This is a genomic window from Candidatus Flexifilum breve (assembly GCF_016713355.1).
Genome location: NZ_JADJPI010000037.1, coordinates 1,097,002 through 1,112,913 on the forward strand (window position 1 = coordinate 1,097,002; position 15,912 = coordinate 1,112,913).

8 protein-coding genes are annotated in these 15,912 nt (G+C 51.6%); 1 reads left to right on the forward strand and 7 read right to left on the reverse strand.

Annotated features, from left to right (window positions below):
- Positions 1-75: 75 nt before the first annotated feature.
- Positions 76-948: an SPL family radical SAM protein gene (locus tag IPK17_RS35720; protein WP_343422491.1), complete on the forward strand. Its 873-nt coding sequence runs from the start codon at positions 76-78 to the stop codon at positions 946-948.
- Here IPK17_RS35720 and IPK17_RS35725 read toward each other — a convergent pair.
- The 7 genes from IPK17_RS35725 to IPK17_RS35755 all read right to left on the reverse strand — a co-directional run bounded on the left by IPK17_RS35725 (position 945) and on the right by IPK17_RS35755 (position 15,911).
- On the reverse strand, positions 945-4,022 hold the full coding sequence (locus tag IPK17_RS35725; RefSeq protein WP_343422492.1) for an RNA-directed DNA polymerase: 3,078 nt from the start codon (positions 4,020-4,022) through the stop codon (positions 945-947). The genes IPK17_RS35720 and IPK17_RS35725 overlap by 4 nt on opposite strands.
- Before the next feature lie 44 nt (positions 4,023-4,066).
- A complete protein-coding gene (locus tag IPK17_RS35730) occupies positions 4,067-4,825 on the reverse strand; it encodes a hypothetical protein (protein ID WP_343422493.1) in 759 nt (252 codons plus the stop codon).
- 237 nt (positions 4,826-5,062) lie between these two features.
- Positions 5,063-5,815: a hypothetical protein gene (locus IPK17_RS35735; protein ID WP_343422494.1), complete on the reverse strand. Its 753-nt coding sequence runs from the start codon at positions 5,813-5,815 to the stop codon at positions 5,063-5,065.
- Entirely contained in the window at positions 5,812-7,824 is a 2,013-nt protein-coding gene (gene pglZ / locus IPK17_RS35740) for a BREX-3 system phosphatase PglZ (protein WP_343422495.1), read from the reverse strand. The genes IPK17_RS35735 and pglZ overlap by 4 nt, the downstream gene beginning before the upstream one ends.
- Before the next feature lie 4 nt (positions 7,825-7,828).
- Positions 7,829-10,591 carry a DEAD/DEAH box helicase gene (locus tag IPK17_RS35745; RefSeq protein ID WP_343422496.1) on the reverse strand — a complete coding sequence of 921 codons (2,763 nt, stop codon included), beginning with the start codon at positions 10,589-10,591 and terminating at the stop codon, positions 7,829-7,831.
- Positions 10,592-10,595: 4 nt separating this feature from the next.
- The gene (locus tag IPK17_RS35750; protein ID WP_343422497.1) at positions 10,596-12,905 is read right to left on the reverse strand and encodes a TIR domain-containing protein; all 2,310 of its coding nucleotides are present in this window, start codon (positions 12,903-12,905) and stop codon (positions 10,596-10,598) included.
- 81 nt (positions 12,906-12,986) lie between these two features.
- Positions 12,987-15,911, reverse strand: coding sequence for a DNA methyltransferase (locus tag IPK17_RS35755; RefSeq protein WP_343422498.1), 2,925 nt, complete (start codon positions 15,909-15,911; stop codon positions 12,987-12,989).
- Position 15,912: the final 1 nt, after the last annotated feature.

Below are 15,912 nucleotides of genomic sequence, written 5' to 3' on the forward strand. Positions count from 1 at the left end.
CGCAAAATGGCGTTTGCATATCGAAAAGCGAACAGATGAACTACAATGATTATCGTGACGAGGAAAATCTGCAAAATGAACATAAGCACGCGACAAGTCAAATCGATTTTGACACCTCAACGCAAGGGTTTTTTAGCATCAGCACCTTTTCCATTCACGCATAGCCTTTCTCCATATACTGGCTGCGGGTTTGGGAAAAGTTCATGTGGAACATTCTGTTATGCACAGTTCATGCCAAATTGGACAAATTTTGGACAAGGCGAAGCATGGGGCGAACTGGTTGGTGTCAAGGAGAACGCGGGGATTGTCTTAGAAGAAACTTTAAGGAGTATGTCTCATACGGAACGAGCCAAACTGCGAATTTTTATGGCTTCCACAACCGATCCCTACCAACCGTTGGAGGCGAAATATAGAGTCACTCAGCGCTGCTTGGATGCCTTTTCTTTATATTCGGATTTAGACTTACTGGTAATCCAAACTCGCTCACCGCTTGTCGCACATGATTTTGATCGCATACAATCTATACCGTATGCTTGGCTTTCTGTAACCATTGAAACAGATAATGCAACAATGATCAGACATCTCGGCGGAGGTCCCGCAATAGAAAAACGATTCGAGATTGTCCAACAGGCTACTCAAGCAGGAATCTCCGTGCAAATCGTCGTCAGTCCCTGTTTACCGTATACGTCTAACTTTGCAGAGCGTCTTGTCGTGTCTGGAGCTAGACGTATTGTTGTTGATGATTTTACTGAGGGTGATGGCTCAGGTGGCAAACGCACATTGAACAGTCCATTCGCTACTATGGCGAATTATGACTGGCGAGATAATAAACCTGCGCGCACGCTCTATGAGAAATTATTATGTTCCTCCCTTGAAATCGGATGGAGCGCCGCTGGTTTTTGTGGAATTGACACAAAACGCCTAAGGCAGCAATCATTCCTGCCTTAAAAATAATCCCCCTCAAATTCGTCTGCATTATCCGGATACCGAGAATAGTAGTGGTCATTGCGAATTACATCAGGTTCCGGCTGAAACATACTGTCAAGCAATTCTGAGTCCGAGTTGTACTCATCTCCAATTTGCCAAGGATACACCTCGTTCATTTCCTCACGCCATTGCTCCCAGTCATAATCGGGGTCTTCGTTTTCGTATCTCCGAGCCAACATCAAAAGATTACGTGCGAGTGGAGCGCACTCGCGCCCAACTTCATTAGCACGCGAGCGAAGGTCAGACACGACAGTTTTGGTTGGACGATACGTTTGAAGGAACAGCAGTGTTTCGGATGCCATCAATGCTTCAACAAGTGAATCTTCATTTCCTAGGGTGCTGCTTAAGCATGTTTGCTCCAACAAGGCGATGTAGGGCTGCCCATCTAGCAGGGACGTTGAACGCAACGAACGCATCCATAACGCACGGATAAACGAAGCGCCCGGAAATGTAGCAGATTGAAGGCACAAGAAAATGTTGTCAAGCGTGCCAGCATGACCTTGTAAAGCTAAATGCTCCAGAATAAATCGTGGTGACTTGATGACATAGGGGTAGTAGCAAAAAATCTCCACGATGTCGTCCAGCACCGATTCAAAACCAATCCGCGAAAGCCGATTCAGGGAAAATCCAATAACGGATTGGTGTTTTTTCATTTCGGCTTTCAGTTTTTTGATTTCTTCCTGCAATTCCTCTTGATTTGAATCCTGTACAACATCGGCTTCCCGCTGTCTCAAAGTCTCCCGCACACCTTTCCAGAGGAGCCAATTTCTCCGGAACATAGCCGATAACTCTTGTTTAATTTGAGCGTAATTCCGCGTCCACTGTGGATTTACATGAGCGAATACTTCAGCCCACTGTGCGGCGTCGTTGATAAGGGCAAAGCCGGGCATATTCAACCGTCGCTGCGAACTTAAAGTTGGATTTTGCACATACTGCCACAATTTGCGGCTCAATCTTGAATTTTCGACATAAATGTTCGCAGCAGCTAGACATTGCCCATATTGAGAGACGAAGTTCCACCAAGAGTCATTGTCGTAAGTTGCAATCGGTGATCGATAATTTGCAGTTGTGAAATATAGACCGTCAGTTAATTGACGAAAGCGTTTATCCATCTTGTCCAACTCTTTATTTTTCTGAAATCCCTCTTTGGCGACTTCTACCGTTTCAGGTTTGCTGTCGGTTTTTTCAGGGGACAACTCTAAATCGAGTTCTTTCGCTTTAACGATCAAATCCTCCCTTACTGTTCCAGCAGCCTCTAAAGAACGAATAACAAACACGATGTCATCAACGTAGCGAAATAATGTTGCTTCTCTATAGTCGTCGGAAAACTTCTGGTCTAAGTCAAGCAGGTAGAGGTTAGCCCAAAAACCGGACGCCAAGGGTCCCTGCAAAATACCGTCTCTGTTATTCTCATGTCGAATAATGAGTTGACGGATTAACCATGCAGCACGCGACGACGGCTGAATACGAAACTTCTTGAACACGGCTTGTAACAGTTGTTCTTGTGGAATACTTGGATAGAAATTTTTGATGTCACCACTCAGTACATAAGCACCTTCGTCGCTTCCAAAGATGGCTTTTCTTGCAGCATCCCGAAACCGTCCATAGGAACGAAACCAAGGGTGATACAGGTACTCTGTTTTTCCTCCAGCAAGCCGGCATCCATAATTTCGTGTCATCAGTTCTTGAACAGTTCTTCCCAAAACTTGAATGATGGCGACGGCTAGAATTTCTTCTTCGATGGACTGTAAAGCGCGAGGACGATAGGTTCCTTCATCCTTGGGAACACGATAAAACACGCGAGGATAATCAGTAAGACGGCTAGTATAGGTGAGGAGTTGGTTTCGTATGTATTGCAGGTTCGTTTGAAGCTTCGCCTCAAACAATTTCAACCCAATTTCATCAACAAGCACTTCACGCATCATCGCGGCGCGTACACGCGCCCACGCAAGCTGAAGATTGGATATGGAGATTATCTCCTGCCACGCCTGATCTGCATGAAACCGTTCGCTTTCTATATACTCGATATCAGCGTAAAACGTGCCGGTATAGGATGGCGTACGCCAATAACTTCCTCTTGGATTTGCGTAGGTTACAGCGAGTGGTTGGTCAATGAGATTTGTTCCAGAACGAGTGTGGCGTGTTGTCTTATGCCCTCGTTCCGAAAAGACGCGGATGATCGATTCGCCAAAGGTTCTTGCAGCGACTTGCCATTGTGCGTCTTTATCTTCATCTTTATCTTTGTCTTTGGTTGCGATCGTCATTATGACCATCCGGTCGGCTTCAGTGAGTTGAAGCAGTTGTTCGTAGGCGCGTGCTTCGACATCTCCAAAGTCATCCGGAATTAGTCCGCTATAAGCATTAAGCCCCAGCTGTTTCCGCAAATCGAGATCTGCGAGCCACAATTGATTTAACGGACGCATAACATTTGATTGAATGACCCACAAGTCACTGATTGATGGGATCGACCATTTACTTTTTACTACACGTAACGCTTCTGCAGTATAGGTCAGCGCTTCGGGCATCCCTTTAGTCACTGCTCGATATGCAATACGCTGAGCTAATGATGGTATTTGGCAATGCCCACGCATCATCCAGTCGTACAACTGCACAGCGTGCCGATTGGTATCAATGCCAATAAATAGAACACGAGTATCCGGTGCAGTCGTTGCTCGCAGAAGTCGATTGACAACCGCAGTTGACGCGGTCGCGCCACCACAGCCGATATCGATAACAGCAATGGCGGCTCTATCGCTGTTAAGGGGAAGCAGATAATCAGCTTCGAGCAGATCGATAGTATATTCGACTTTGAAACTGTGCCCCGGCATGTAGGTATAAAATTGTCCGGCTATACTGTCGGGAGACTCATCACTTACGTTGACCTTTCCGTATGCGCCTACAGTCTTTTCTAAAACATCTTGTTCCAATTTTTGTTTTAGCCACTCGCGCGGGTTTCCACTGTACAACTTGCGTAACGAACCGAGTGCGCTGCCGTAAACAGTGACAATATCTTTATGCCAAAAATGCGGTGCCATGAAATCTCCAAATCAAGCGGACGAGTGCAGTCGAAAGCGTCAAATTAAGGGGTGACAGTCGTTGCAACCGTCGGTGTCGGTGTAGGCGGTAAGGGCAGAATTGGCATGGTATAACGCGATGCATCAATCACTGAGAACAAGAGATCGTCGCGTACCACGAACGGGATGCTGAATTGCGGATCGCGCACGAGCAAGCTGTTTCGCAGCTCCATCAGCAGTTCGACTGGTTGTGAACGCAAGGTATGCGTCGCGTCCATTGAAAGCGGTAGACCGAGGGCGTAAAAATCTTCCGTCGGTTTGAAGACGAGAATAACGCTTGCAGGCGCACCGCCACCTACTGAACGCGGGCTGATTCCGTAGATAGGGACGCCATAGGCGATACCTGACAGACATGCAACCACGATCAATCCAAAATAGGTGAGGCGGCGCGACCACTTTTCTGCGAAAACAAGAACTCGATCAAACCATCTTTGGGCTTTTTCGCCGCGCACAATGAAGCCAACAATGATCAGGACAACGATGAGGACCAAACCAAGAAGAAATCCCGGCGCTCCATTCTGGACGATGTTAGCAATCACCCACAGAAACGTACCGCCCAGCATATTCACGCCCGCTGCGATATATACAACGGGATTGACCTCATATGTGAAAAGACCGGTCACTGTTTCTAAATACGTGTGAATCACGAAAAATCCCGCCACCGCAAACAGCGAGGTCAGTTGCAGCAGAAATGCTACATTATCGCTAAAGAATTGGGCGACACGCTTCCAAAGAGTAAGTTTCGGCGGTGGCACGTCACTCATACACGGAATACCTTTAACTCCTCATCTCCGCTGCGGTTAATTACCTTGACTGCTCGCAGTCCGTCTCTGCGCGCGTAGCTGATGAATACGCCTTCTTTTTGTTTGCGGGGCTTGCCAGCCCTCGCCACCCCGCCAATCTCCGCTTGATCCGCCATGACCACCTCTGCTGTGCGCTGTGTTTATGGAAAAGTATAGCAGGGGGATATTGCTGGGGCGATAAAGGAGGATTGTTACGCTTTACAGGAGGAGCGGCTGTTTCATGATGACGAGTTCACTGCTTGCTCCCTGACGCGCGAAGTCAAGTCCTGCATGACCCTCAAAGTTGGCACTGGATAGATTAAGGCGGAAGGGAAACAAACAAGGTGCAGCCAAAATGTCTTTGAATTCACGTATTTCCAGACTGTTTCCCACCATGAATGCTTCGAGCAGCCACAGCTCAAGTGGAATGCTTTGCGCCAGATCGATTTTCGGCGCAGATGCATAAGTCCCGCTGCTATTCGCATCCTGCAATACATCCCAGTCCACGAAGTTTCTGAACACACGCTGGACGGCACGGGTCAGCGTACTTCTCTCACCCCAGGTATCGGCAATGCGGCGCTGAACTTGAGCAAGTGGGACCTCATCTTGCATCTGAAGCAGCCGCCCGGTTGTCGTTGCTACGTCCAAGAACAATGGATACGTTGCGATGCACATCCCCCAATGCAGGGCAATCCGCTGGTCTGGCGCAAGGGTATGCGCTAACTCAACGGCTTTGTCTCGAAGTCTTGCTATGTGAGGCGGCACATTGACCCAGATATGCAGCAAAACCGTTTTGGTTTTGCCACGCGCGCTGTTGTGGGCAGTACCCGCAACCTGCCCCTCGAGAATAGCATCCAGTCGACCCCGAATTTCAGCAGGGGATAAGCCCTCAGCCGCAAGCTGAAGGGTGGCATCTAGCCATGTCAGAGCTATTTTTCTATCGAATCCCAACACGGGTTTTGCTGCACTCAAGTGTTTTCCATCCGTTTCACACTAATGAACGGCACGATGAGTTCGTCAAGGCTGATTCCCCCATGCGTCACAGTCCTGCGTTTCTCTGTGATGAACGCATGACGCCTTTCTGGAATAAGGCAGAAGAATGATGCTGGCAGTCCGACACCCGTCCACTGAATGGTCGCCGAGTATTCCTGCGCAAATCGACTGCGGAGCGATTCCTCGCCATATACGCGAACGCGCTCACCTTTTTGATCTGCCAGAACACCTTCATTTGTCGGACGACCTATTCCTATCGCTTCGGTGTTTCCATGATCGGCGGTGATCCAGATGTCGAAATCGGCTCCGAGAAGTTTCTCTACCAAGTCCCTGAGCAGCCCCTGTTTCGCCCAAAAAACGACCTGATTCTGCATTCCCTTAGCACCTAGCTGCTCACCGTGCATGATTTTGTCCACAGTGTCCACAACCAAGCCCACTACTCTCAAGCCCGAATCAGAAAGGATGTTCTCAACTCCTCCCAGATTATCATCATTTACCGATTTTGCATATGCCACCTGCTGGCTAGGGAGTTTCTGATCGGCCCAGAACTGGTGCCAATAGTTGCCCTCATTGGCTGTTGTCAGAATGTGAGGTTCAAAAGAGCGGGGAATGCGACCTGAAAAGAGCGCTTGGCGTGAAATCGATGTCAAGCTCGGCACCCAGGCGAACAACCCATGTTCTTCATAGACCATCTGCACATTACCATCCTGCCAGACACGTTTTATCGCGTTCCATTGGCTGAAGGACATTCCATCAACGACGATTAGAGCAAGCTTGCGTCTAGAATCGCCAGTGAGCTGTCGTGCAAGAAAGCGTGGAATATGATGCACCATAACGGGAGGGGTGGGCGCAGTGTTGTAAAGACCGCTATATCTGGCAATGACCCACTCTTGAAAGCGCTTATCGACTTCTGTTTGCAGCTCGACAAAATCGCTTTGTATGACAGATGGAAGTGATTCCGACCCATTGAGTTCAGTATTCAGGATTGCCCAACGATTCGCAAACTCAAACCAACTGATATATGCCGCATCGCCCGACGGCAGATTTTCGCGGCAGCTTTTCAACAGCAAACTAATGCGGCGAACGGAGTCAGCCTGAGGATCGATGTCCAGCCCCAGTGCAATCCAGTCTCCGCGTCGAGCCAGCGCGCTTGCACTGGGATGCTTAACCGGGGAAAGAAGTCGTTCAGCGAACAGGTTATCCACGTAGACACGAACGGCTTCATGCTGAAACGGGAGCAGGACAGGTGGATGCATATCTTGAGTAGAGAAAGATAGGGTCTCAAGACCGAGTTTGTCCGCCAGGTGGTCAAGGAAAGGCAGCCACCGATCTTGCAAGAAAGCGAAAAAGTACGCCCGGTCAGAGAGCAGTCGCTCCAGCGGCCATGCTGCAAACTGTGTGGTCAGGCGGAGTTTGTTGAGCAGGTGTTTCTCGACGACCGCAGGCAGCGGCATTTCACCATAGTGACGCCGAAGCAGCAGATTAAGCAGATCGTGCGGTTCCTTCGCAGTTTCCGGCGCAATTCCAAACACATGATGCAGGACGAAGTCTGCACTGTTGATCTCACCCTGCGCGCTGTTGAGTCCATTTTGACGCTGGGCTTCGTACAGCCGCTGCCAGGCGGGAGGCGGCAGCGAGCGCACGATATTGGCGCTGAGATGGGGGAAAACATCCGACAAATGCACGGACAATCGGTGTCCCATTGTCGCCAAATCATAGGGAAACGGATCCCGATCCTCGTCCGACGCGCGCGTGACCACCACGAGATCACGTAGAGCCTTCGATTCCCACTGCTGCCGGAACTGCGTTTCGAAGGTGAAGCGGAATTCCACCGGATCATCATAAAGAAGCACAGAAAAACCAAGCGCTTCGATCCGCTGCAGCAGCGTTTCTTCACTCATCAGCCCATCTGGGTCGATGACCAACGTAACCGGATGCACACCGGGAATGAATTCTTTAAGGATCAGGTTGTGCCAAGTTTCGCTCATGTGATCATTGAACCCGAATGAGAAGATAAGGCTGCAAGACGGGGACAATCTGAGCAGCAGCCTCAAGCTGACGATAACGCCGTTCTTTTTCTGACGCCAACTGCTTCAACCGGTAGCTCCGCACCTCCGGCAGCCCCAACCGTTCAACGGCACGGCGACGTGCCTGAAAGCTGTACGCGGTTTTCTGTCGCTCTGCTTCAAGGTAGGTGTTGTGTTTCTGAACCAGCAGATCGAACTGCGCCATCGTTTGCTGTTCCGCGATCAAACGTACTTGCTGATAAGCCGACTCCGCGTTAGCACCCTCGAGAAACGTAGTGATCTCGACAAGTTCGGAAAGCAGCTTCTCCCAGAGCGAGCGCGCAGCAGGCTGAAGTATGCGACCATCGTCATGGACGAACAGCGGCAGTACCAGTGTGTGCGCACGTTCTGTATTTCCCAAACTCAGTTTCCAAAGCGACCAAAACCCATGTAGGGTAGGGGGAATACCATGCCCGGCAATGCGCGGGATGGGCTGTCCTTCGACAAACGCTTCAGCCTCGTGTACGAGGCGCGCCAAGCGTTCATCTTCTAGCGAAAGCTGCGTTGCATCAGGAAACCAGTACGTGTCCTGAATCGAGAAAACAACATTGCTTTGGGTTTTCCCGTCAGGCCAGCGCAGCGACCAGGAACGCCCGATTTGTTCAGCTTTCCCACCATGCGCGCGCAGATAGTGGGTCGTCATCCGTTCGAGCCAGTAGGGCACCGGATGGGCTGAAAGGTTCTCTAAATCTGCGGTGGTGAATGGCGCTTCGGAAGCCGGGAGTACGCCCTGATTGATTGCTGCCTCAGCTTCCTGTTCCACTTCTCGAACGATTTCATCCACGCGCTGATCGATGCTCTCAGGATGGAGCAGCGCGTCCACGTACAGCTCATCGAATAGCCGCGCTGACTCCACCGAATCCAGCACATCCCCGGCTTTGTCGATGCCGAACTCGGCAAGGATGATCGCCAGCTTTTGTTCCAGCACTTCGCGGACGCGATACTCGACTGTCTCTTCCAAAATGAGATTGATTGCCCGAACGGTGTGCTTCTGACCGATGCGGTCAACACGACCAATGCGCTGTTCCAGCCGCATGGGATTCCAGGGAATATCGTAGTTGACCACGATGTGACAGAGCTGGAGGTTCAAGCCTTCGCCACCGGCATCGGTGGAAACCAGAATGCGCGTATTCGCTGCAAACGCCGACTGCACCTGCTGGCGTGCCGCGAGATCCATGGAACCGTTTAGGCATACAACCGAGAAGCCGCGCCCTTCCAGAAACTCGCGCAACATATCCTGTGTTGAGACGAATTCGGTGAAGATCAGGAACTTCAGGTCGGAGTCGCCTTCTTCGCGCTGCAAAGCATACATCATCTCCAGCAGCGCTTCGGCTTTAGCATCGGCGGACTGAGCCTGCGCACGCTGCGCCAGGTCGAGCAGCATTTCGACTTCGGCGCGCTCGTTGCGCAGCGCTTCTGCCTGCGTCATGACCACTGTCTCAAGCTGCTCCTGTCCATCCATCTCCGCCCAATCCTCCGAGGATACGCTGCCCGTCATCAGCATTTCGGGAGGATAGTTCAGCACGTCGAGGCGGCGTTCCAGCGTCGTGCGAATCGCCCACGTTGACGAGGTCACGAGGCGCTGCATGAGGATCATCAAGAAGCCGATGTGCCGCTTCTTCTCCAACAGCGCCCGATTGTAGCCTTCTCGGACGTATTCTGTGACGGCATCGTAAAGCTGCTGCTGAACCGCGTGACGGCGGTTCCACTGCACCTTTGCCAGGCGCGTCTGGCGAGGTTTGAACAGCGGCTCTCCCTCGCCATCGATTGCATTGCGCTTTTCAGTCCGAATGACATACGGCTGAACCCGGTCACGTGCAACGCTGCCCAAGTCAGGAAAAGCATCTTCATCCAGCAAGGCGACCAAGCGGTGAAACGCATCCGTCTTGCCCTGATGTGGCGTGGCAGACAGCAGCAGCAGATAGGGCGCGGCATCCGCCAACGCTTGACCGAGACGGTAACGCGCCACCTGTTCGGTGCTGCCGCCCAAGCGATGCGCCTCATCAATGATGATCAAGTCCCAGCCCGCAGCGATCAAATCCTCAAAGCGGATGCGGTTGTACTCGGCAATGCGCGCCCGCGACCACCCGTGACGCGTGTCGAGCGGCTTGACGGAGTCCAGCGGGCAGACGACCTGTGCATACTTCTCCCACAGGTTGTCCTCCGAGAGCCGCATTTCGCCCGGCACCATCAGTTCGAAGCGCTCGCCGAAGTGTGTACGCATCTCGGATACCCATTGGGTCGTTAGACCTTTGGGCGCGACGACGAGAATACGGCGGACGAGACCACGCAGCTTGAGTTCGCGCAGAATCAGCCCCGCCTCGATGGTTTTGCCCAAGCCAACCTCATCTGCTAGCAGATAGCGAATACGGTCACTGCTCATCGCGCGAGACAGCGCGTAAAGCTGGTGCGGGAGGGGGATGACCGATGACGACAGCGGCGCGAGCAGAATATCGCCGTTGAGCGCATCGGCGATGCGTGCCGCCGCCGTGAGGTAGGCGATGTGGTGCGCGGTCAGCCCGGCGTTCTCGGCGGTGAGCGGCGCAATCTGTGAAGAGGCGAATGACTTGACAGCGTCCAGCGCCGGTATCCAAACGCGAACCGTCTCCACCCCCCAAAGTGTCTGCATATCGATCACTTTGGCGACGCGACGTTCGCTCTCAATCCATATCCACTGCCCGCTCTGCATCGATCTATACTCGCTCCGTTGGGGCTAATCCCAAAAACTCATACAGGCGATCAAGCGCCGGATCGACATACTCAGCGGGCACTGGAATCGCATTTATCTTGCTCAGTGACCTTATCGACGCGGGTAGCGCCGACTCCTCTAGCTTGAACCCGTCAATTAGCATCGGCACAATTTTGCGGTCACATTCCAGCGCAAGATTAATTTCGCGGACGACCCACTCCGATTCAAGCGTGGTGGGCGCGAGAACGACGACAAAATAATCGCAAGCGGCGATATTCTGCGTGATGATCCCTGCAAACCTGCCCTCGTGAATGTCTTTGGTGTCGATGAAGGCATCAACACCGCGAATTGTGAGACGATCATGTACTAGTTGGGCGAAGCCCATACCTCCGGAACGCCGGTAGCTGATGAAAACCTTCAAGCGCGGTAAGGTTGAATCCGGTTTGGCATTCGTTGACTTGTCGGCTGCGTGTTCACGCCGATTTCGCAGTGTGATGATCGCCACCACAATTGCCGACGCCGCACCGATCACTGCGACCCAAATCTCCGTTGGAATATTGGTGTTTCCCCCAGAAGTAGGGGGTACTTCAACTTCGAATTCGTGGCTCCAAATCACCTCGGCGCGCTGTGCGCCATCGGTGCGTTCCGAGGGACGCCACAGATCGATTCTGAGCTGATGTGATCCTTCTGCTCCTTCTGCTGGAGATACGATCCACGACCACTTCATCCCATTGAGAGGTATTCTACGAACATCATCAGGACTCAGGACTTCGTTCGGAGCCGCATTGCAGCCTTCAAAGCTTGTGGGGAGACACACCAGCGATGCTCCCATAAGCTCAAAGATTTCGATGATTTCAGGATCGCCCACATACCTTGGTACATGCGGCGTTGGGCTTGTTTCTGGTGTTAATGTGCCGTTTCTGGTGACGAAAGTGGGGGTTATAGGCGCAGGGATTGCTGTTCGTGGACCGAATGGTGTTGGTGTGACGTAGTAGTTGTTGAAGTACATTTCAAGTTCGACCCGCATTGTCGATGATCCGGCAACCGAGTCGTTGTAGTAGATGTTTAGAGTCCCATTGCCCAGTTCTGTGCCAATCAGCGTTTTGATCATGTAGGATGCATTGGCAACTCGAATGCCTATAGCTTCTGAACTAGAAGTTTCAGTAGGGGGTGAAGTTTGGGTGGGGGATGGTGTTGGAGTTGAGGTAGCCAAGACAGCAAATCGGGTTGCGGCCACTGAAAGCGTTTCAAGTATAACCTGAGCTGCGATCTCTGTTTGAGCTCGATAGGCAATCTGCTGCGCTGCTGCTCCAGCAAAGGCGGTCTGCGTCTGGAGAGAAACTCGATAATCCATGGAAGCGTCATTCAACAGAACAGTGAGAGCAACGACCAAAGCGCACGTAAATTGCAAAGTGATATACAAAAATGACAACCTCCGCTGAAGCTGCTTAGCTCTTCTGAATTCCTGTTGCTCGCGTTCCAGTTGCAGCCGGTGCCTCTCCACTTGCTCACGTTCCAGTTGCAACCGGTCAAGTTCTTCTGATTGCTCGAGCTCCTTTTTCAGGAGGTCTGAGGCATTTCTTCGCTCGTCGCTGGGAGCAAGTACGATGGCGACAGCATAGCCATCCATCCAGCCGCGAACTTGAGCATATTCACTTAGACGTTTGTTTGTCCAGCTAGGATCTTCATCCAAAGCATGGTGTAGTAATTCCTTAGTCCGAATGTACTGCGAATTAGTAATCCCGCTGAGAGTATCCAACTCGTGCAAACTCGCGAAGACAGTATCTCCATTTTGCAGCCCTACCCACTCATAAGCGACATGAACCTCGATGTCCTTGCTTTCTCCGATGTAACTTGAAGTCCAAATTTGACTCAACCGTTGGACTTGTTCATTGCGCACTAGATAAATCGCACAACTACCGGCAATCGCGCAATAGAGGTGGCGGAAAGAATCGCTTCCTTGGTCCAGATCAATTGCGGTCAGGGCTACTGCGGAGAAGCTATTGAGAACTGATGCTTCGTCTAGGTTTATAGATTCGTAAACACGGCGATTTGCAGTACGAAACGCATCAACGAGCATCTCTTGAATGTCGGCTTGCGTGTCAGCACTAATGCTTTCGAGGATTGTATCTGCGGTTACCGTGGCAACCCGACTGTGACGTAAACCACCGGTAGCTTGACACACAATTGCGATCAGCAGATCGCGACCACCTGCGGTACGGACAGCCTTTACGACTGCAATTGCTAAATTGCTGTTGCCAGAGGCTGAACCGCCGACAACAAGTGCGTCAGCTCGAAATTCTGTCGTTCCCATGTTCCGCCTCTATGCAACATCCATTCGCTTATGCAATGTGGAACGCCATAAGGTAACTGAAGGATTTGCCGGACTTCCCGTTTATCGCCCCGACCGCGTGAGCGCCTGGTCATACCACATGAGCAGCTTCGGGTCTTCCTGCAAAACCGCGTCCGGGATTTTCTCGGCGACGGCGAGGATGGTCGCGTAATCGCGGTCGCCCCACGCCTTCTTGAAGCCTGCGCGCACCGCTTCTAACCGGAAGACCTTCAGCTTACGCGCCTTCGACTCGCGGTACTCGGCGAACTCACGGAGCAGGGCGCGCTCGCGCAGCTTTTCGAGGTCGCCCGCCTTGTTCGGGTCAGGGACATACCAGCGATCCGCCGCCTCTTCGCGCAGACGCGGATCATCTTTGGCGAGGTTACGCAGGTCTTTGTAATTGGTGGAAAGGTAGGCGTGAATCTGGCTGGGGACTTCGCCCGCGCCATCGTAGACGAGGAAGTTCTGTTCGAGCAGGTCGCGCAGTTCGAGCGACATTTCATGCTTGCTCCACCCGCCGATCTGCCGCATGAACTGCGGATGCAAATCCTGAAAGGACTGCGGTTTTTTGGTCAACTGCTGCTTGAGCCACTGGATTGCTGAGGCTTCATCGGTGACGAACAGGGTGAGCTGCATCACTTCGGTGGCGGTCATGCGCTTTTTGTCATACTCCGCGACCTGTTCCGCAAGGAAGTACATGCCGTCGCGTTCCGAGAAGCGCTGTTCCAAGCCCGCGTAGAATTCGGAGGCGGACATGGGCACGGTGACGCCGCGCTGCACATGGAACGCGACCATGCGGTCGAACAGCAGATAATTCTGCCGTTCGGCAATCACCTCGACCTGACCGTCTTTGGCGACGAATATGGGAAGCTGGCGTAGATGGGTACGCACAAAATCCCACACGCCGTTTTCTGTGCCCGCTTCAAGCCGGAAACGTTCTTCAAGTCCGCCGTTTGGCTTGTATGCGGAGATAACCAAGTCTTGTTTAACCGCTCCAACGCTATTCACTTGCTTGAACGTACCCATTTGCTTGTCAAGGGTACGAACATCAGCTACAACGAATCCCGCGTTACCTAGGGCTTCTTGAATTGCACTCCACACAGCATTCTGCGAGTTGTGAAATTCAACAGTCATCCATCTTCCAGGTTTTAACAAACGGAATGCACTAGCAAATGCGGATTGCATCAGCCATTGATAATGAAGTAACCCCTTAGACTGAGCATTACTTACAATGGCTTCTGAGGATTGTGAAGTGAATACCCGCAACCAAGCTTCCCAAGCGAAATTCAGCTCTGCATATGCGATATTCGACCCAAAAGGAGGATCAACGAATATATAATCGACAGAATTACTAGGTATATTGTGTAGACTTGTTGCGCTTTGCGTGCTGATTATGGTAGTTCGACCGATATCATTTTGTAGAAGTGGAGCAATACGCAACAATGCTTTGTTTTTGAACTGGTCGAGAAAATTCGTTTCTTTGGAAAGTGAAGTGATTCGCATTGTACCGGATGTCGTGTTTGAGGGAAACGACACATCAAAGCGAAACCTGTTCATAAGAGAATGCCCAATGCAAGTACCTGTAAACGCAAAGCGAAGCAGACTTCGGGTAGTTGCGTCAGGATACTCATTGATCCTTTGCCACAGAAAACCAAGAACTTCGGAGTTGCGTCTAGTATATATTTCGTGAACGTAAACAAAGTTCGATGAACCGGCTCGCCATTCATCACCCCATTTTTCTATCTCATTACCCGTATTCATCATCCGATTTGTCGGAAACTGCCACCGAGGAGGTTGCCTGTCCAGTTCACGGATTCGCACCAGATCTGTTTCATCAGGTTTTTTGCTAAAAGTCTTGTTGCCAAGTTTGTACACAATCAAGACAGGAATCTTCTTGTTCTTCTTTGTGATGTGTCCGATTGCAGGATCAAATTCGGTTGACAATGCGTGTTCAACTGTGCTTTTGGTATGTTTGACCCCACAGTTAGGGCACTGGAAATCCGATCCGATTTTCCTCTTGTCGTGATCAACAGCAATTTCCCAGAAGACTAATTCGTGTCCACAGTTAGAACAAATAAAGACTTCCGACCAGACTGTGTAGTCTATCCGTCCTACGGCACCGTTGGAATGAATCGTTGAATATAGATCGCCTACTGCTTCTTCGGCTTCTCTGAGAATCCGCTTCACAGCGGAAGTAAATTCAGCCCTGTTGCTATGAAGAAGCAAATTGTAACTATTGGCGATATGGGTTGCTGCCGGACTCAATTCAATAAGGATAGCGTGCCGATTTCCAAATTGAGCATTTGGTAGAGTTTCTAGCGCAAGACGTTCAAAGCTTTGGCTGGCGACTCCGGTCATTCCTGTTCCCGAGAAGTAATCAAGAACAATATCCCCCGGAGATGTGTAATGAAGGATATAGTCCATAATCGCTTTATAGGGCACTTTGGTATGATAGCCATGAGCGTTGTAGATCGGATCGTTCTTGCCTTCGCTCACGTCCGCCGCAAACGGTTCGCGGCGGTAGTCACTGGTCGCCGGGTCATAGGGCTTGCCGTAGAACGCGATGAATTCACCGAGGAACGGATTCGGGCAGACGGTGTAGTAGGGTGGGTCGCTCAGGCGCAGAATATCGTCCAGCTCCCCGTGCGGGAAGCCCACTTCATCTTTCCACAATTGCAGCAGGTCTTTACCGCGTCCCTGTCCGCGTCCCGCCTCGCGCATCCGCTCCCCCAGTTCGCGTAGGCGGTCGCCATCGCCAAGCGCCCAATGCTCAAGGCTGCTCAGGCGCGTCACCGCGTCGTCCACCGTCGTCCACGTCACGCCGCCCAGTTTGGCGTTCAGTTCTTCCAGCGCCGTCCGCAGGCGGGTCAGGTAATGGTCGCGGCGCGCGGCATCACCGGGGAAGGTCTGCCCAAGGCACTCGACCGGCTGATCGGCGGGCGTGCCGGAGTCGGGGAACATCGCGTCAGTTTTCATTGGCTCGGTCATG

Excerpts from the sequence above, each read along its gene's own strand:
- IPK17_RS35720 (WP_343422491.1), top strand. The coding sequence starts at position 76 with ATGAACATAAGCACGCGACAAGTCAAATCGATTTTGACACCTCAACGC.
- IPK17_RS35725 (WP_343422492.1), bottom strand. The coding sequence starts at position 4,022 with ATGGCACCGCATTTTTGGCATAAAGATATTGTCACTGTTTACGGCAGC.
- IPK17_RS35730 (WP_343422493.1), bottom strand. The coding sequence starts at position 4,825 with ATGAGTGACGTGCCACCGCCGAAACTTACTCTTTGGAAGCGTGTCGCC.
- pglZ (WP_343422495.1), bottom strand. The coding sequence starts at position 7,824 with ATGAGCGAAACTTGGCACAACCTGATCCTTAAAGAATTCATTCCCGGT.
- IPK17_RS35745 (WP_343422496.1), bottom strand. The coding sequence starts at position 10,591 with ATGCAGAGCGGGCAGTGGATATGGATTGAGAGCGAACGTCGCGTCGCC.
- IPK17_RS35750 (WP_343422497.1), bottom strand. The coding sequence starts at position 12,905 with ATGGGAACGACAGAATTTCGAGCTGACGCACTTGTTGTCGGCGGTTCA.
- IPK17_RS35755 (WP_343422498.1), bottom strand. The coding sequence starts at position 15,911 with ATGACCGAGCCAATGAAAACTGACGCGATGTTCCCCGACTCCGGCACG.